This is a genomic window from Desulfuromonas soudanensis (assembly GCF_001278055.1).
In the GTDB taxonomy this organism is placed as follows: Bacteria; Desulfobacterota; Desulfuromonadia; order Desulfuromonadales; family WTL; genus Deferrimonas; species Deferrimonas soudanensis.
In genome coordinates, this window is sequence record NZ_CP010802.1 from 2844937 (window position 1) to 2862252 (window position 17316).

General features: G+C 56.4%; 14 protein-coding genes and 1 tRNA gene. 8 read left to right on the plus strand and 7 right to left on the minus strand.

Going from position 1 to position 17316, the window contains the following annotated elements; translation table 11 throughout:
• Positions 1–187 precede the first annotated feature (187 nt).
• Entirely contained in the window at positions 188–2056 is a 1869-nt protein-coding gene (locus tag DSOUD_RS12810) for an MASE3 domain-containing protein (RefSeq protein ID WP_053551383.1), read from the minus strand.
• A 323-nt stretch (positions 2057–2379) separates the two neighbouring features.
• Between DSOUD_RS12810 and DSOUD_RS12815 the strand changes: the two genes are divergently transcribed.
• Positions 2380–2455, plus strand: a tRNA-His gene (locus tag DSOUD_RS12815).
• Positions 2456–2616: 161 nt separating this feature from the next.
• Here DSOUD_RS12815 and DSOUD_RS12820 read toward each other — a convergent pair.
• The gene (locus DSOUD_RS12820) at positions 2617–2850 is read right to left on the minus strand and encodes a hypothetical protein (RefSeq protein WP_053551384.1); all 234 of its coding nucleotides are present in this window, start codon (positions 2848–2850) and stop codon (positions 2617–2619) included.
• 193 nt (positions 2851–3043) lie between these two features.
• Here DSOUD_RS12820 and DSOUD_RS12825 point away from each other — a divergent pair, with 193 nt between their 5' ends.
• The gene (locus DSOUD_RS12825; protein ID WP_053551385.1) at positions 3044–3520 is read left to right on the plus strand and encodes a DUF4112 domain-containing protein; all 477 of its coding nucleotides are present in this window, start codon (positions 3044–3046) and stop codon (positions 3518–3520) included.
• A 22-nt stretch (positions 3521–3542) separates the two neighbouring features.
• Positions 3543–3701, plus strand: coding sequence for a YqaE/Pmp3 family membrane protein (locus DSOUD_RS17985; RefSeq protein WP_082351269.1), 159 nt, complete (start codon positions 3543–3545; stop codon positions 3699–3701).
• Positions 3702–3703: 2 nt separating this feature from the next.
• Here DSOUD_RS17985 and DSOUD_RS12830 read toward each other — a convergent pair whose 3' ends face one another.
• Positions 3704–6322: a glycosyltransferase gene (locus tag DSOUD_RS12830; protein WP_053552389.1), complete on the minus strand. Its 2619-nt coding sequence runs from the start codon at positions 6320–6322 to the stop codon at positions 3704–3706.
• Between the two features lie 621 nt (positions 6323–6943).
• Here DSOUD_RS12830 and DSOUD_RS12835 point away from each other — a divergent pair.
• Both DSOUD_RS12835 and DSOUD_RS12840 read left to right on the plus strand, forming a co-directional pair.
• Entirely contained in the window at positions 6944–7825 is an 882-nt protein-coding gene (locus DSOUD_RS12835; RefSeq protein ID WP_053551386.1) for an ice-binding family protein, read from the plus strand.
• A gap of 359 nt (positions 7826–8184) precedes the next feature.
• Complete coding sequence (locus tag DSOUD_RS12840; RefSeq protein ID WP_053551387.1) at positions 8185–9342, plus strand: DUF4382 domain-containing protein; 1158 nt, start codon at positions 8185–8187, stop codon at positions 9340–9342.
• Positions 9343–9470: 128 nt separating this feature from the next.
• Here the strand turns inward: DSOUD_RS12840 and DSOUD_RS17990 are convergent, their stop codons facing one another.
• Together DSOUD_RS17990 and DSOUD_RS18725 are read right to left on the minus strand one after the other, a co-directional pair.
• On the minus strand, positions 9471–9599 hold the full coding sequence (locus tag DSOUD_RS17990; protein ID WP_082351271.1) for a DUF3096 domain-containing protein: 129 nt from the start codon (positions 9597–9599) through the stop codon (positions 9471–9473).
• A 19-nt stretch (positions 9600–9618) separates the two neighbouring features.
• Positions 9619–9981 carry a hypothetical protein gene (locus DSOUD_RS18725; protein ID WP_198300316.1) on the minus strand — a complete coding sequence of 121 codons (363 nt, stop codon included), beginning with the start codon at positions 9979–9981 and terminating at the stop codon, positions 9619–9621.
• A 615-nt stretch (positions 9982–10596) separates the two neighbouring features.
• On the opposite strand from DSOUD_RS18725, the gene DSOUD_RS12855 reads away from it, so the two are divergent.
• Together DSOUD_RS12855 and DSOUD_RS12860 are read left to right on the plus strand one after the other, a co-directional pair.
• The gene (locus DSOUD_RS12855) at positions 10597–10902 is read left to right on the plus strand and encodes an HU family DNA-binding protein (RefSeq protein ID WP_053551389.1); all 306 of its coding nucleotides are present in this window, start codon (positions 10597–10599) and stop codon (positions 10900–10902) included.
• Entirely contained in the window at positions 10899–11822 is a 924-nt protein-coding gene (locus DSOUD_RS12860) for an HU family DNA-binding protein (RefSeq protein WP_053551390.1), read from the plus strand. The genes DSOUD_RS12855 and DSOUD_RS12860 overlap by 4 nt, the downstream gene beginning before the upstream one ends.
• 463 nt (positions 11823–12285) lie before the next feature.
• On the opposite strand, the gene DSOUD_RS12865 is transcribed toward DSOUD_RS12860, so the two are convergent.
• A complete protein-coding gene (locus tag DSOUD_RS12865) occupies positions 12286–13857 on the minus strand; it encodes a NosD domain-containing protein (protein WP_053551391.1) in 1572 nt (523 codons plus the stop codon).
• 553 nt (positions 13858–14410) lie between these two features.
• Here DSOUD_RS12865 and DSOUD_RS12870 point away from each other — a divergent pair.
• Positions 14411–14737 (plus strand): LysM peptidoglycan-binding domain-containing protein, encoded by a 327-nt coding sequence (locus tag DSOUD_RS12870; RefSeq protein WP_053551392.1) that lies wholly within the window; start codon positions 14411–14413, stop codon positions 14735–14737.
• A gap of 345 nt (positions 14738–15082) precedes the next feature.
• Here the strand turns inward: DSOUD_RS12870 and DSOUD_RS12875 are convergent, their stop codons facing one another.
• The gene (locus DSOUD_RS12875; protein WP_053551393.1) at positions 15083–16921 is read right to left on the minus strand and encodes a MopE-related protein; all 1839 of its coding nucleotides are present in this window, start codon (positions 16919–16921) and stop codon (positions 15083–15085) included.
• Between the last annotated feature and the right edge of the window lie 395 nt (positions 16922–17316).

Consider the following 17316-nt stretch of genomic DNA (forward strand, 5'->3'; position numbering starts at 1 on the left):
CCAGCGCACACAGGAAATTTCGTCTCTTAGTCACCATCTCCCCCTTTCCCGCCCTCCGTTATTTGGACGATTTTCCCTTCCTTTCCACAACTGTAGATGAGATCCCTCCTCTGTCAAAATCCCCGGGTTCAATCGACAGGAATGATCGCCGCCAACACGCCGGCGATGAAGAGATTGCGGGCAAGAGTTACAGGGTAAAGAAAAACGTCGCCCCCTTGTCCTTCTCTCCTTCCGCCCAGATCCGTCCGCCGTGGCGAAAAAGGATGCGCTGCACCGTGGTCAGGCCGAGACCGGTCCCGGCAAATTCGTCCCTGTTATGCAGGCGTTGGAAAGCGCCGAAGAGCCTGTGGGCCTGATTCATATCGAAGCCTGCGCCGTTGTCGCGGACGAAAAAAACCGGCTTCTCTTCCTCGGCAATCACGCCGAATTCGATGCGGGCTTCGTCTCTGGCGCCGGTATATTTCCAGGCGTTGCCGAGGAGATTTTCCAGGACCGAATAGATGAGGACCGGGTCTCCGAGACATTTTACTCCTTCGGCGAGGGTGAAGGTGACCTGACGCTCCGGTTCCCGCATCCGCAGACCGAGGACGATAGCTGCGGCCATCTCACTGAGGTCGAGCTCCTCCCGGTGCAGTTCCTGACGATTCAGGTGGGAGAAATCGAGGAGGGCGCTGATAAAGAGGTCCATGCGCAGGGTTTCGTCATGAATGTAGTCGATGAATTTCTTGCTTTTCCCATCGAGGGTATCGGCACACAGTTCGTTCAGCCCCTGACAGGCGCCGCTGATGTTCGTCAGGGGCGCCCGCAGGTCGTGGGCGACCGTGTGGCTGAAGGACTCCAGCTCCAGATTGGCTTTTTCCAGCTCCTCGGCCTTTGCCGCCAGGCTGGCATTCAGGCTGGCAATTTTTTCCGATGCCCGCTTCCGTTCGGTGATGTCGATCATGACCGCCAGGGAGCGGATGATTTCCCCCTGATCGTCCCGATCGGCCGTGGCGCTGAGGAGAACGTCGAGGATCTCGCCGTTCTTCTTCCTTATCCGGTAGGGGACATCCTTGCAATATCCGGTCTGAAAATATTCCGGAAACACGACCTCTTCGGCGTAACGACGCGATTCTTCGGTAAAAAAAGAAGTTAGTTTGACGTTGATCGCTTCGTCCTTCCCGTACCCGAGGTAGGCGAGCCAATAGTTGCTGACACTGACCAGCCGCCCGTCCCGATCGATGGAGTGGAGCATGACCGGAGTATCCTTGTAGAGGCGGCGGTAGCGCTCCTCGCTCTGCTTAAGTTCCCGGAAGAGAAGATCGTAGGGTCGGGCCAGGACGGTTTCGATCAGGGCCTTGTAAACAAGGTAAAAACCGGCGAACTTGAGGATATGGCCGATCGCGTTGCTCAGCCCGTAGACATCGGAATAAAGGGTGAAGGCGAGTTCGGCGGCGATGAAGCAAAGGAGGGCACCGGAGAGGAGCCGGACCACCCCCCTATTGAAGGCTTCCTTCTTCCTGACCATGAAGTAGATTGCGCCAAGGAACAGGAGGCAGACCAGATATTCGCTCCCCTTCTTGAAGGGAGTCAGCCCGCTCCCCTCCACGAAGCAGGCAGGGAAATTTCCGCTGAAAACGGCCGTCAGGAGGAGAGAGGTGAGGGTCAGGAAAAAGGCGATCGTCCATCCGGCCCTGAGCCTGCGGCCGATGAACCAGGGAGCGACGAGGAGGGAAAGGCTTTGCAGGTACCGGGAGGCGATCCAGAGCTGGGTTGCGATATCGGGAGAGATGCCGGGGAAGATCCCCAGCCCCTTGTAGGTCAGGACATGGGAGATTTCGACGAGGGCGACAAAGAGGGAGGCGATACCGACAAAGAGAAAGTAGTTGTTTTTTATGATGCGCCGGGTGTTCCAGGCGATCATGAAAATACCGCAGGCCACGACCACGGAGAAGAATTCAACGAGGGTATGGAACAGGAGATAGTTGTAAAAACTGGCCAGGCAGAGGCCGATCAGAACCGCTCCGCCCAAAAGGAGAGTGGAGACTTTGTCGGAGCTGACGGCGTAATCGATCATGGGCGTCACCTTACACCGGCAGAGGAGGCTGATGTAAATTTTTTCAATGGCGGCAATCGGGGATATTCGCCAACCGCGCGCAGGAAAAACTACCCATCTTGTAACCCATTCCGGCAAAGATTGTCAACGCAACATAGCGCCATAATTGAAAAAATCAGCAGAAACCCGGCCCAGGCCCGTTCATCCCTCCCGGGAACCCGAACGGAGCGTCCCTGAGGGTATTTTTTGCCCGGTTGCCGAAACTAAATCTTTGCACTCGCCGGCAATTTATGCTACAAACTGGCGTCGGCATCGTGGAGCTATCGACGAGCGACAAGCCTATGGTGGCTATGGTGAAGCGGTTAACACAAACGACTGTGACTCGTTCATGCGTGGGTTCGATCCCCACTAGCCACCCCATTTAAAAATTAAACCCCGCCATAAGCGGGGTTTTTTTTTGCCCGAGGGAAGGGGTCTTGCCCCGTCCCTCGGGCAAAACAAAGCACAATCCAACCTTGGCAAAATCCGGCTATTGCCGACGACGGGGCGGGACTGATTGAACCGGGAGCGAAGACCCCTGATTACTTGCGGGACCTGGGGATAGCTTGACTGTGCCCGCAGCTCACGCAGACAAACGCCGATTTTTCGGCGGACTCTTCGACCGGTTTCGAAAAACGGTCCTTGAGTTCCGTTCCGGACTCCTCCGCAGCCTTCCGCCGCACACTGGCGATGTCGTGGGGATGGCCGCAACTTTCGCAGACAAACGCAGATTTCTTGTCCAGTTCTTCAACCGCCTTGCTGAATCGATCCGTCATTACCGTTCTCCTTTCCCTAATGTTGCCGGTACGCCGGAACGCTCCAGATCCGGCGTACCTCAGATCTCCGGTCAAATCCATACAGGCTACGATTTGATTTTATCATATCAGGAGACGGTCGTGGCAAAACCGGACAGCGCATTGCTATAATAAGCAGCGTGTGTCGTTACAACCTCCTTTCGGGAGCCCGGACATGAACCTTTCAGCAACCGCAGCCGACCGAAAAAGACTGGAGCGCCTCGCCTGGTTTCTTGACAATTCCATCCCGATTCCCGGGCTCGACATCCGGGTCGGCTTCGATGCCCTGATCGGCCTCCTCCCTGGTTTCGGGGACAGTGTCGGCGCCCTGATGTCGAGCTATATCCTCGCCGAAGCCGCCCGCCTCGGCGCTCCCAGAGCGGTGCTGCTGAAGATGGCCTTCAATATCGCCGTCGACGCCCTCATCGGCGCCGTTCCGGTCCTGGGGGATCTCTTCGATTTTGCCTGGAAGGCCAACCAGCGAAATGTCGATCTTCTCCGCGCCTACTACGACCAGCCGCGCAAAACGGTGGTCGTCAGCCGCCTCTTCGTCTGGGGACTCGTCCTGCTGCTGGTCGGGTTGGTGCTGTGCATCGGCCTGCTGAGTTTCTTGCTCCTCCGCGCCCTGTGGAACGCGGCCGGGGGTCTTTGATTAACTGACAAGGAGAGAACCTATGGATTTTTTCCGGATACTGATCGCAATTCTCATCCCGCCCCTCGGGGTCTTCCTGCAGGTGGGTTTTGCCGGGGCCTTCTGGCTGAACATCCTGCTGACCCTCCTCGGCTATATTCCCGGGATCGTCCACGCGGTCTGGATCATCGCCAAACGGTAAGGTCAAGAGGAGACGACCGGGATCTTCTCTCCCTGGGCCGACCCCGGCAGGGCGCTGACAACCCCCATGCCGAGGGCCGCCAGATAGGGGAGGGACTGGATCAGCAGCGCCCCCGCCCAGAGGCGAGCGCCCGGGATGACCCCTCCCTGCAACCACAGCACCCCGAGGGCCGCACCGATCAGCAGGAAGGCCAGCAGGGTCTCTTCGGCGGCACTCAGAACCGCCTGGACCAGTCGCGGCTGATTCTCGCATTTCGGTGTGCGGAAAAACGGTATGTTTTTGGTCCAGAAGCCGGCGACTATCGCCTTGGCGATGGTATGGGAGAGGGCCAGGCCTGCCAGGGCGGCACCGAGCGTCTCCCAGCGACTGGCACCCAGCCGGGTCCGATAGAGATAGACCAGTTTGAGAACCTTGAAAAAAAAGAGCGCCAGCGGAGGAATGGTAAAGACCGCCAGCGGGGGGTCCGTATGCTGCGGGTCCAGCAGGATCACCACCGACCAGAAGAGGGCGCCGAAGGTGTAGAAAAGGTTCAGTCCATCGGCCAGCCAGGGGAGCCAGCCGGCGACAAAATGGTAGCGCTGGCCGCGGCTCAGGCGCTTGTCGCGCCAGCCGAGAAGAGCTCCAAGATGCCGGCGAAGGATCTGTACGGCGCCATAGGCCCAGCGGAATCGCTGCTTCTTGTAATCGATGAAGGTATCCGGCATCACCCCGCGGCCGTAACTCTGCTCTATATACCCCCCCTCGTATCCCGCCTCGAAAATCCGCAGACCAAGTTCGGCATCCTCGGTGATGCACCATTCGGCCCAGCCGCCGACCTCCCGCAGCACCCGGGCGCGAACCATGGTCATGGTCCCGTGCTCGATAATGGCGTTGCGGTCGTTGCGGGTCACCATGCCGATATGGAAAAACCCCTTGTATTCGGCGTAGCACATCTTCTTGAACAGCGAGGTGTCGCCGTCGTGGTAATCCTGCGGTGCCTGGACGAAACCGATATCCGGATTGGCAAAATAGGGGGTCAGATCGCTCAGCCAGCGGGGGGAAACCTGGTAGTCGCTGTCGATCACCGCGATCACCTCGGCGTCGGCTGCCGTCTGCTGCAGGGCGAAATTGAGCGCTCCGGCCTTGAATCCCGCCAGGGGTGAGACATGGAAGAAGCGAAAGCGCTCGCCGAGGACGGCACAGTGGGCCTCCACCGGCTGCCAGACCGCCGGATCGGAGGTGTTGTTGTCGATGACCAGAACCTCGAAATCGGGGTAGTCGAGGCGACTCAGGGCATCGAGGGTTTCGATCATCATCGCCGGCGGCTCGTTGTAGGCCGGAACGTGGATGGAGACCTTGGGGAAACTCCGCCCCGACGCGATCTCCAGCTCCCTCTCCGGCGTCCCGGCGAAAAAACGCCGGCGCTTTTTCATCCAGCTTGCCTCGGCGAGTTCGTGGGCTTCGGTGAGCAGAACCAGGCAGATCCCGAGAAACCCGAAGAGCAGGCAGATGCCGACGGTAATCGTCAGCAGGCTTTGATACTGGTAAACGTAGTCATAAACCACCCAGACCAGGGTCGCCGCCATCCCGTTGGCCAGCAGTGCCAAAAAGCTGCGCCCGCGCCGCCGCAGGGTGGAGCTGTCGGTAAAGAGGATCAGCGCGGCGGCCAGCCCCAGACCGACGGATAATCCGGCCAGCAAACGCCATTGCGGGACCCGGACGATCGGCTCGGTAAAGGGGAATTTCTGGTTGCGGTGGGCGTCAAAAACCCCCCAATAGGCCCCGACCGCCCCTTCCGATTCGGATTTCCAGGGCTGGTCGAAAGCCTCCATCAGGTAGTAATCGTAATGGTTTTTCACCGCGCGCTGCAGGTAGTTGCGGAGAAAGATCGCCTCGTTGGCATGGGTGGCGACGGAGGCGCCGCGCGTGCGGCCATTGCTCGGCCAGCCGACCTCGGCCATCAGGATCCGTTTTTTCGGGAAGGCCTCCTGCAGCATGACATAGGTGGCGTCCACGTGATCGAGGGCGGCCTTGAGCGCGACCCCTTCCCAGTAGGGGAGAAAGTGGGCGGCAATAAAATCGGTGTGCGGCGCCAGTTCAGGATGGGCCACCCAGACGTTCCAGGGTTCGCCGGTACTCACGGGGAGGTCCAGCGCCTTGCGCGTGCGATCGAGGTAGGCGGCCAGCTGTTCCACGCTCAGTTCTCCGCGCAGAAGCGTTTCGTTGCCGACGATCACCTGGATAATGTTCTTTTTGTTTTTTTTGGCGACCAGAAGGAGCCTCTCCAGCTCCCGTTCGTTCTCTTCGAGGTTGTCGGTGAGCCAGGCCCCCAACGTTACCTTCATGCCGTGCTTTTCGGCCAGTTGCGGAATGCTGCTCAGGGTTCCGCCGAGGCCGTAGGTGCGGATCGCCTGCACCTTCCCCTGCAGCAGGGCCAGATCGGCGGCAATCTCGGACTCCGTCGGATAGTCCCCGGCCACCGGGTCGTTATGCAGACGCAGGGGGGAGAAGGACATCCCGGCCACCTTCGAGGGCCAGGGGGGTTCGGTGGAGGGGCGATTCCCCCAGCCCCAGAGGAGAAAGGTCGCAAGAGCGAAGCCAAGGACGATAATCAGATTGAGCCGCGACACCTTGTTTTTCATCATAGCTGCAGAAATCCCGGACCTGGGTAAAGCCCCGCAAAACGGGGGACTGACGAGAACCAACCTCGCTGATTATAGAGCCAATTCGGGAAGAGATCTCTACATATTTATTCGGGGTTGGAAGCTGACGAAACTGGATCCGGCCAAGGGGCTTAACATACTAAAAACAATACAGATCGAGCCTGAAACGTTTGGGGTCTCCTTTCCCATTCCCGCAAATAAACACCGCTCCCCTTAGGGTTCGCGAAAAAGGCCGGCTCCCTGATTGTCAGGGAACCGGCCTTTTTTAATGGTCAAACCAAACCGAATCTTAACCAGGCTGGATCCCTGCCGATGAACCCGCATTCCAGGCGATGATTGGATTGACCGATCAGAAATCCACGCCTTCTTGCCCGTCACAGGAGGTGGGTCCGTCACATATGACGAGCTGACCCCACCCCATCCCAGCCTCCCTCCGTCCCTCTCTTCCTCGCTCAAAGGATAGAAATCGGCTACTTGAGCTTCAAATGCCCCCTGGCGGCTGATCTGGCACGACCCTTGTAGTATAGAAAACCCGACTGAAGAAAGATCCGTAAGTCAAAAAAATCTGCATTGGTCCTACTCACCCCAAAGGAGTACAAAATGAAAAATTCTGTAAAAAATCCGATGACTCGGAAGCGGCTGACCGCAAGACTTGCCGCTCTCGGCCTGCTTGCCGCACTTTTTGTGGCGGCACCGTTCCAGGCCGCCCTCGCCCAAACCGTCCCGTACCTCGGCGCGGCGGAAAACTTCAATATCCTGGCCGCGACGGCTGTGACCTGCACCAATTCCACCGTCCTCGGAGACGTCGGCGTCTACCCCGGCACCGCGGTCACTCAGACCGATTGCACGATTACCGGGGCGATTCACGCCGGGGATACGGTCGCCGCCAATGCTCAGCAGGACTTCGTCACCGCCTACACGGATCTAGGCTACGCGCTGTGCGATTCGACCCTGACCGGCACCCTCGACGGCATGACCCTCTCCCCCGGCGTCTACTGCTTCGACGCAGCGGCCACCTTGACGGGCGTGTTGACCCTCGACGGCCAGGGTGACCCCAATGCCGTCTGGATCTTCAAAATCGGCACCCTCGGCACCGGCGCCCTCACCGCCACCAACTTCTCTGTGGTCATGGAAAACGGCGGAGCGCCCTGCAACGTTTATTGGTGGGTCGCCGAAGCCGCAACGCTGACCACCTCGAGCTTTCAGGGGACCGTTCTTGCCGGGGAGGCCATCACTGTCACCGGCGGAGTCTTTAACGGCGATGCACTCTCCCAGGCCGCCGTCACCCTGACCGGCGCTACCCTGACCGACTGTGCGCAGCAGAACAACAAACCGGCCAAGAGCAAATGCAACCAGGGCGTCGGCAACGGCCCCGAGGGTTGTGACCCGGGTAACTCCAATCAGGGCAACCCCTTCGGTTCGAACGATGAGATGGGCGGTACCCCCGGCGATCCCGGCCGCAAGGGCGGCAACAAAATTTAAATAACCGTTCAGATTGAACGATTTCCATGGCAATTGGGGGGACAGGTCCATTCGACCTGTCCCCTTTTTTCACGAGGGTTCCGCCGGCGGTGTGCCCAACCGGAGCCGTCACCGTTGACTGCCCTGTCACACAGGACACATCCAGCGAAAGCCCATGGCAATTTTTTCCATTTGCAATCAGCAGCTTGGGACCCAGGGGCCGGTCTTTTCACGATTCTTGGGGGGGCAGGCTTTCAACCTCTCCGTTCTGTTGTATAAGAGAATACAGGCGGTACCGGGTTGGAGCTGCCGAAGGCGCGGGAAGGGCCGGTTTCTTCCCTGTTCGGCAATTCAGATTACCTCTGCAAAGGAGAGAGTCCATGATACTGAAAATTCTAAAGAAACTCCCCATCCTTCTGGCTTGCCTTTCGGCCGGATTCTTACTGGCGGCCTGCGGCGGCAACAGCAGCTCGGGAACCACCTATGGTACCCTGTCCACCTCCCTGACCGACAGCACCACCGATGAGTACCAGGCGGTCTACGTCACCGTTACGCGCGTCGAAGTCCACCATGACGGCGACGGCACCTGGGAGACCGTGGCGACCCCCGACAAGACCTATAATTTGCTGGAACTGGTCAACGGAATTCGCACGACCCTCGGCGTCTCCTCCCTGGCCACCGGCCACTATACGCAGATGCGCCTGATTATCGGGAAAATTCCGGAAACCGGCATGAACATCCTCGGCATGACGCACCCACATGCCAACTACGCCATCGACCAGGCCGGCCTGGTTCATGATATGAAAGTTCCCAGCGGCACCAACAGCGGACTGAAAATCGTCAACGGTTTCGATATCCATGAAAATCGGACCACCGAATTGCTCCTCGATTTCGACGCCATGCGCTCCGTGGTCAAGGCGGGATCGAGCGGGCAGTACCTGCTCAAACCGACGATCAAGGTCCTCCATGCGGCCAACTACGCCTCCGCCTTCGGAACGGTGACCGACGAAGGATCCGCACTGCAAGCCGGTGCTCTGGTGACCGCCCAGGTCACGGCCCCGGCGGCCCCCGATGTCAAGGATCGGGTTGTGATCGCGGCGGGAACAGTGACCGCCGATAACGGGGAATATGCCGTTTTCCTTGAATCCGGAGACTACAATCTGGTCGTCTTCCAGACCGGTTATCTCCCCGCCTGCACCGCCGTCACCCTGACGGCCGGCAGCGCCATCATGGTCGACTTCACCCTGGCCGCCCCGGCGACACCCCCGGGGAACATCTCCGGCACCCTGACCCTGGCCAGTGCCGCCGCAGATACGTATGCCACCATCGATATCCGCCGGCAGATCACCTGCGTCGATGCCATGGAGGCAACGACAATCACCGTTAAGTCCCTCAACATCGGCCATGGCGGCGCCTACTCGGTGGATCTGCCGGCAGGAGACTATCAGGTTGTCACCTCGAGTCTAAACGGCGCCACCCGGACGGAACCGGTGACCATCGTCTCGGGTGGATCCCTGGTTTTGGACATCGCCATTTAAGATTTAAACGCAGCACAGGAACGACGAAGGGCGACCCGGTGGGGTCGCCCTTCGTCGTTTATATCGCATCTCGCACGTAGACTGCAGGTCGGTTGCCGCTGCCGCCTCCCCGGCGAGGAGATGAAATCTTAGTGCATCAAGCCGGAGACGCCGATCAAAATCAGATAGACGGCGACGATATAATTCAACATTTTGGGCATAACCAGAATCAGGATGCCGGCCAGAATCGACAGGACAGGTTGCAATTGTATATACATTTAAGGACTCCTGCTGAGGTTATTGTTTCAGGCCTTCTTCGGCTTTTTTCGCGGCGTCCTTCACCGTATCCGTCGTTTTCTCCACGGCATGGTCGATCTTTTCTCCGGCCTTTTCGGCGGGCCCTTTTTTCTCGCAGGCGGTAAGCGTCAGGGTGAAACTGACAGCAAGGACAACGAGGAGCAGAGAAATGAATGCTTTCATGATCTTTCCTTTCTTTTCGGAAGATGCCTTCGCCAAAAACAGGCTAAGGGTTGATTTTTTGTACAAAATTGTACCGATCTTCCTTCGATGGTCAGGTTTCTGCGGCCCTTTTGGCGCTAAGGTAAAAAGAGTGCAGGGAGCAAAGGAGCGCAATGATCCCCTTTCAGATTGGAACTTCAACCGCGGCGTCCTCAGCCCCGTCATTGTACCACAGACAGATGGTGTTCAATGCTGAATTCATCATGTCACTTCTCCCTCTTGATGCGCCGCGGTCGAAGGGGATCGACGCGGCCGACACTTCCCCGCCCATGGGCTGCGGAATCCATATCATTTTAGCCGATCCGGCAGCCCGGTCCAGTCAAGGTGCCCCGCCAAAAAAAATCGTCTTCCTTGATTCCAAAAGCAGGCCTTCCGACCGACCGGCTCAACCTCGGGACAATCGGAGGAAGGAGCCATCCCGGCCCGTCATATATGGCACTTATGTCATTTGTGACGGTTTCTGGTGGCAGTTTATTCTTTAGCCATCGGCCATTTTCAATTTTTAAGCTTTATTATCAAAAGGTTACAGCTTCTGTCTCTTGTTTGAATCTCCGGCATGCTATTTGTAATTATTTAGAATCAGCACCTGTGCCCCGATGCTATCTGAAAATACACCTCCACTTATTCAACAAGAGAAGATGACCTTGATGCATTAACCTATTGAACCATTTTTTCAAGGTGAATTGTCGCGATGTTACACTGCGCCATTTGCCAATATCGTTATGAATTTTTCACCTCACCTACTACGGAGAACTCATGGACCAAACGGAGCTTATTGAACTGGTTGCAAAGGATCTGGACATCTCAAACACTCAATCGCAACGATTGCTGAAAGCGACGCTGCGGGAGATTCGGGACCTGCTCAAAGTTGGACAAGCGGTCACCCTGCCGCAACTGGGGACCTTCGATACGGCGACTTACGAGGAACACCGCGGTTATCGTCCGAACAGCAAAGATTTTGCACTTTTCCCAAAGCGACGTGTCCCCGTATTTCGCGCAGGAACATCGCTCCGTGAAGATGTATACAATACCGAATCGGACGAGGATGGGACACCGACATGAGCGATGATAATAAGATCACGTTTCACTCATTTACAGAACTGGTGGCCAAGCGGGCCGGGACGAGCAGGGTCGAGGCAGACGCCTATATCCATCAGCTCGCCAAGATCATGGGTGAAGGTTTGGAGAATAATAGTGACATTCATCTCTATCACTTCGGCCGTTTCCATACGACCCATGTCGGGGAACAGATGGGGAGCGATCCCAACACGGGTGAGCCGTTAACCATCCCCGAGCACACGCGTGTCCACTTTCGCGCCTACAGCGCACTTCGTTTCGCTGTCAATGCGCCCTTCCGTCGGTTGCAAATAAAAGAACTCAATGAGGACAAAACCGCATGGCGCAAAAGACCCGGCGCCCTGATCTTACTGGCGTTACTTGTAGTATTGCTGATTCTACTGGGTATCGGCATAACAAAACTGATATCCACTCAAAATGCGTCCGTGGCGCCACTGGAGAAGGTCTCGAGTAACGTCGAACCACCTCTCGTTGCAGCCGCCCCTGCGCCCGAACCTGTAAAGACCGCCCCGACAGAAGAGCAAACCGTCCCTGCGCCCGCGATCGCAGCCGCCGCTCCCGCCGAGCCGTCCCCCCCAGTGACAAAGACGACCGGGACAGTGGTTACCCTCTCCTCCGGCGACACCCTGTGGGCGCTTGCTGCCACCACCTGGGGCGACCCTTTTTGGTGGCCGGTGATCTATGCGGAGAACAGGCCGGAGCTCTCTCTTCATAACCCGGACCTCCTCGAAACCGGAATCACACTGCGGATACCCGCCCTGGCTGGCAGCGTGAACAGCCCCACGGACGCAGACTTCCGACTGAAAGAGGATGCCTACCGAATCGTCGCCGACGATTACCGGAAACTCGGCAATCCACGAGCCGCAGGGTATGCAGCGGAGGCTGCTCGCGGGTTTGACAAATAGGTCAACCAATAGGGGACCGGAGGAAATAAACGTTCCCCTTGTTCCAACCCCATCGCACCAATAAAAAACGCCTCCGGACCAGAAGTGGACCGGAGGCGTTTTGCTATTTATTGCGGCTTTCGTATTCGGGATCGAACGCCTTTTGAAACGGGCCAGGGGGCGTTCGCCATCTGCGCATTCCGATGGCGGACCCGGCTTACCCCATTCCGAGATCCCAAGGTCCGTCATAGCTTAAATAGAAAGGAACGTCCCCCGAGCCTGGACGGAAGCCCCTACCCCAGAGTGATAACGACCTATGATTCTATAAGCTTATTTTTGGGGTCAAAAATGAAGCTTTTCGCATTCAATTCAGACCCCTGCCTAGGTCCTACCCCGAACATCCATAAAACAAAAGAGCCAGCGTAATTCCGCCGGCCCTTTTTCTATGCCTTTTCTGACGCTCTTCTGTACTAAGTGACAGAACCTATTGAGGGGCTATTAGATTCCCCTCGAAATCGGAGTTGAATTTGCCGACGACCGTTGTTCCAGTTGCCAGCAAGATTGCCCGATAGACATTATGACTGAGCAATGTTTTCGCCTGCGGGTTGGCAATGTAGATATCCGAAGACCCCTCAAAAACGTTATGAACGACCGTCACCGGGTAGTCGCTTACATAGAGCCCCCGCGAAGAGTTAATGACCAGATTGCCGGAAATCACCGAGCCGAGACTGTTGCCCGCCGGATCAGCGCTGTATGAACCATAAATCATGATCCCAAGGCCGCCGCTGTAGATCACATTGTTGGTAATGGCGACCGGCGTGCCGCTGATGTTCAGACCGACATTTCGAGAAAAAAGGCGGTTGTTGTCCACAATGACCCGCTTCGTATAGTTCGGACCGCCAGCAAGGGTAATGTCCCCTTGCCAATTATTGGAAATGTCATTCTCGAGAATGCGGAGATTCGGAATATGACCCGACAAACGAATTCCGCCTGATTGACCGGCGCAAAATTCCCCATGACCGACGATCCGATTGCCGCGAACAATGGTGGCCGCTGTACTCGATGCCTCACTCGGGATATAGCTTTCCAGGTACATCCCGCCATCAAAGCCAAGTATTGCATTATCGAGAATGTCGAGCCGCAGATCGATCAGCGCACCAGGGCGGATATCCATGCCGAACAGATTGGTATTGGCGGTGCCGGCGCCGACCATTTTGTTCCCTTTGACCAGAACGCCGGTGCTACTGAGCAAGCGGATAGCGGTCCGGTAGCTGCCGAGCACCGGATCGACATACAGGCCGAGGCCGGTAATGGTGATGTCGTTTGACTGCGACACTTCCAGCACGTGAGCAGCCCCCTCCGCTTGCAGGATCGATTGATCCGCACCTGCCCCGATGATGGCGATGTTGTTTTTACCATAGACCAAGACCCCCCCGGCATAAACACCGGGCATGACCTTGATGACCGCATCGGAGCTCACCGAATTAACCGCGTCCTGCAGCGATGTGAAGTCGCCGCCACTGGTGGCTACGATGATGACATTGTCGATCTTTGTTTGGTAGAGACCATCGTGAATGTGCTCGACCGCTGCTTTTCCAGCCAGTGCCGAATCCAGGCCTTGTACGTCCCCCTGCTCATGCACATGCTGAGCAAGAGCAAGGTCATTCGCATGCAAATTGTCGACCGTATCCGCGTCCAGCCCAAGTTGTTCGATTTTGCTAGAGGAAATCAGGCCAGCAATCTTCGCATCGGTGACGGCACCATCAGCAAGCTTACTGCCTGAAACGGTACCATCGGTAAGTTCCGCACCGGTATGACCATGACTGCCAAGCTTGGTCCCTGAAATAACCCCCGAAATCTTCGCATCAGTGACCGCACCATCCTGGATATGCCCGGTTTTAACACCACTACCACTGTTGGTGTCCTGACCCGTAGTCCCATCGGCCTCCATGATATGATGAGACAAAATTTCATCCGACTTGACGGCAAACGCCGGCGAGGCCGCCAACGTCAGGGCACAACAAAGCGCCAACAACAAACTCAACCTGTTTTTCATTTATTCCTCCGTTACTTCAATGAATCAGGCGAACACCATGTCCACCCTTCTGAAATCACATAGTCAATAAACTTGCTGGAATGAAAAAACTGCTCGCCTTGTCGTAACCGATGGATTTGTATCCATAACACCACTCCTTCATCGGCCATCTTCAAACTCAGTCATCCAAACTCGAAAAATCCCAATTCCGAGGGAAGGAAATATCTGCCTCCTAAGATTGGTAAAAGTTATTTAAAAAAGATCAAACCTAAAATGCAAACCTCGTACCATCATTAAGGTATAAAAGTATTATTTAATTAACTTATTGTTTCATGGCCACTTACATACATCCAAGAAACAGCTACCTATGCCTCATGACACCATGCCGACCATTTTTGCGGCCATTTCACATTAAAATCACGGCAAAATCACGCCATCAAAACTGACTAGGCCCAGAGTCACGGCCCAAACGTGATTCAACCTTTTCAACAATCCCCACCATTAAGGTCTGGATAAAGGAAAAGGCCCACATATAAATATCGCAGCCGCCGCTCCCGCAGAGCCGTCCCCCCCGGTGGCGAAGACGACCGGGACAGTGGTTACCCTGTCCTCCGGTGACACACTGTGGGCGCTTGCTGCCACCACATGGGGTGACCCTTTTTGGTGGCCGGTTATCTATGCGGAGAACAGACCGGAGCTCTCTCTTCAAAACCCGGACCTCCTCGAAACCGGGATCACACTGCGGATACCCGCTCTGGCTGGTAGCGTGAGGAGCCCCACGGCCGCAGACCTCCAACTGAAAGAGGATGCCTACCGGATCGTCGCCGACGATTACCGGAAACTCGGCAATCCACGAGCCGCAGGGTATGCAGCGGAGGCTGCTCGCGGGTTTGACAAATAGAACAACAGAAAAGGGGCCGGAGGAAATAAACGTTCCCCTTGTTCCAACCCCATCGCACCAATAAAAAACGCCTCCGGACCAGAAGTGGACCGGAGGCGTTTTGCTATTTATTGCGGCTTTCGTATTCGGGATCGAAGGCCTTTGGAAACAGGCCAGGGGTACCAAGGCGGGATTTCTGTTCCCTGGCCGTAGCTAAACAGCTGAAATCGGAACATAGCTGACCCGGCAAAGAACATGCACTATGCGAAAGATTATGGGCTGCAGGGCACCAGGAAAGCGCCAAGAAAAAAGGGGATGCCCTTTCAGGCATCCCCCATGTCATTGGAGTTGATTGTCAGTAACGAATTACGGACAGGTATGAGGATAGGGGTTGGTGTCGACGAACTCGCTCACGCAGCCCGGATCGCAGGGATCGCACAGACCGCGCTCGGGGCGCTTGAAGTCGTGACAGAAGGAGCAGTCGATGCCCGAGCCCTTGTTGATGTGGCCGTGCATACGCTCGTGGTCGCGGGGCAGGCTCTTCTCAGCGTGGCACTGGGAGCAGATCAGGGCCTTGGTGTCCTTGAGCCGGTAGCCGAGCTTATCGAGCTTGCTGTCGGACCCGAGGCCCCAATTGGCACCGTCGTGGCAAGAAGTACAGGCAGCAACATCAGTGGCGGGCGCTACGCCATGATTGATAGCCAATTCGGCTTCTACCCACTGCCAGCTATGAGTCCCGGAAAGGCCGGCATAGGCTTTTCCACTTTCAGCAGCGCCGTTAAAGTCACCGGTCATGAACTGCTTAACAACATCAAACGGAATCATTTCGCCGGTATTGTCCATGACAGGCATATTCGACTGATGACGCTTGATGGGAACGAGTTTCCCGTCATTGATGTCGCCCAGGGCATCCGCCAGCGTGACATAGCCGCTGATCGGATCGACAACATCTGCAGTTTCCCCGAGGCTGTAGACATAGGAGGTTCCGTTGAAGAAAACATGATCAGGTTGAACATTGCCCTGTTTTACTTCCTCCCCTGCCCATGCGCCCTGACCATTGCAGAGGCCCGGATTCCAGGTAGGAGCGGTCCAGTCCCTGTGCATCTCGGTGTCTCCACCTTTTGCATAAGCAGGGATATGGCAAGACGTACAGGCGACGCGGGCGACATGACGGTCGCCTTCACTTCTCGAGGCGCCGGCAGCAGCATGGCCACTCCCCGAATCCATGCCGACATGACATGCGACGCAGGCCTTTACACTGCCGCCTTCGCTCGGACGAAGGTCAATACCCCGGCCGGGGATCTGATGATTCTGGGCAACATGACAGCTGGAGCAGCTCAGGCCAGCACCGCCGTTTGCGGCAGAGGCAAGGTGAACGTCTTGAGCTGCAGTTGCAATTGAAGAATTCAGGCCGATATCACCACGTTTGGTCCAGTCACCGCCGCCAGCTTTAGCATGGCAGGACAGACAGGTCGTGGTTGTGGGAACGTGAACGCCGGCAATCAGGTCAGCCGCGGTCAGGCCGGACATTGCTGCCCAGTCGAATTCGATCATGAAGTCGCCCAGGGCATCCTGAGCCGACGGGACATAGGTTTTATCCGCTCCCTGCCAGTCGGTAACATTGATGAATTTGGCGGGGTCCGTTTCAGCGGTGAATTTGCGCTTGTACTGGTCGTTGTGGCAACGCAGGCAGTCGATATCCGCGGCCCCAAGATTTTCGAATTTACCCAGCGTCGGATGGCAACCCAGGCAGGCGGCGCCGGCTAGGCCGGGATTCGGATAGGAACAGAAGGTATTGATTTCGCCATATTTGTTGCTGTCATCGAGATTATTGACAACATTCGGCGTCGCGATAGCCTTCAAACCGTGAAGAGCATTTGCGATATGTGAGCCTTCCAGGGAATGACATTCCAGACACTTGGCCGTAACCTGTGCAGGAGTCTCGAAGATCCCGGTAATACCCCCATGTGTTCCACCACCGCCACCGCACCCCTCATCGACCACGCCGTCACAGTTGTTGTCGATTCCGTCGCAGAGTTCCGGGGCACCGGGGTAGACGCCGGCATTGTTGTCGTTGCAATCAACGTCTTTCGTAAAACCGTCCCCGTCGAGGTCAACCGGAAGCGGTTTTCCCGCCCAAGCCGTGGCAGTGGCGAGGGTGGCGGTCAATCCGACCATGAGCAGAAGAGCCAAAATCTTTTTCATTTTCTAAATCCTCCTTGATGTTGGTTTTTTTACCTTCTTCGGCCCGAGATTCCGCCTTATGATCACAACCGATCAAAAGGGAACCCGGGGTTCAGACAAACCTCCTTTCAACAGTTAAGGATTAGAGAAGCTATATAAACATATTTGTGCATTTGTCGTGCCTCAAAGCCATTTTATTTATTCGTATTTTCCAACTATACGAAAACGCGAATCAATTATACAAAAAACCATTTTTCGTGCGGTCCTGTTGCGATTACCCTAGACACAAGAGCGCCATTTGCCGGACATCATTTCCTTGAGTAGCAGATAACGTTCTTGATGTTTGAAGTTTCGGAGGAGGATGGAGAAGGGGGGACGTGCGAGGACGCCAGGTCCATCGGGTAGGCGTTCCTGGG

Excerpts from the sequence above, each read along its gene's own strand:
- DSOUD_RS17985 (WP_082351269.1), top strand. The coding sequence starts at position 3,543 with ATGGATTTTTTCCGGATACTGATCGCAATTCTCATCCCGCCCCTCGGG.
- DSOUD_RS12820 (WP_053551384.1), bottom strand. The coding sequence starts at position 2,850 with ATGACGGATCGATTCAGCAAGGCGGTTGAAGAACTGGACAAGAAATCT.
- DSOUD_RS12810 (WP_053551383.1), bottom strand. The coding sequence starts at position 2,056 with ATGATCGATTACGCCGTCAGCTCCGACAAAGTCTCCACTCTCCTTTTG.
- DSOUD_RS12865 (WP_053551391.1), bottom strand. The coding sequence starts at position 13,857 with ATGAAAAACAGGTTGAGTTTGTTGTTGGCGCTTTGTTGTGCCCTGACG.
- DSOUD_RS12875 (WP_053551393.1), bottom strand. The coding sequence starts at position 16,921 with ATGAAAAAGATTTTGGCTCTTCTGCTCATGGTCGGATTGACCGCCACC.
- DSOUD_RS12860 (WP_053551390.1), top strand. The coding sequence starts at position 10,899 with ATGAGCGATGATAATAAGATCACGTTTCACTCATTTACAGAACTGGTG.
- DSOUD_RS12855 (WP_053551389.1), top strand. The coding sequence starts at position 10,597 with ATGGACCAAACGGAGCTTATTGAACTGGTTGCAAAGGATCTGGACATC.
- DSOUD_RS12840 (WP_053551387.1), top strand. The coding sequence starts at position 8,185 with ATGATACTGAAAATTCTAAAGAAACTCCCCATCCTTCTGGCTTGCCTT.
- DSOUD_RS17990 (WP_082351271.1), bottom strand. The coding sequence starts at position 9,599 with ATGTATATACAATTGCAACCTGTCCTGTCGATTCTGGCCGGCATCCTG.
- DSOUD_RS12835 (WP_053551386.1), top strand. The coding sequence starts at position 6,944 with ATGAAAAATTCTGTAAAAAATCCGATGACTCGGAAGCGGCTGACCGCA.
- DSOUD_RS12825 (WP_053551385.1), top strand. The coding sequence starts at position 3,044 with ATGAACCTTTCAGCAACCGCAGCCGACCGAAAAAGACTGGAGCGCCTC.
- DSOUD_RS12830 (WP_053552389.1), bottom strand. The coding sequence starts at position 6,322 with ATGAAAAACAAGGTGTCGCGGCTCAATCTGATTATCGTCCTTGGCTTC.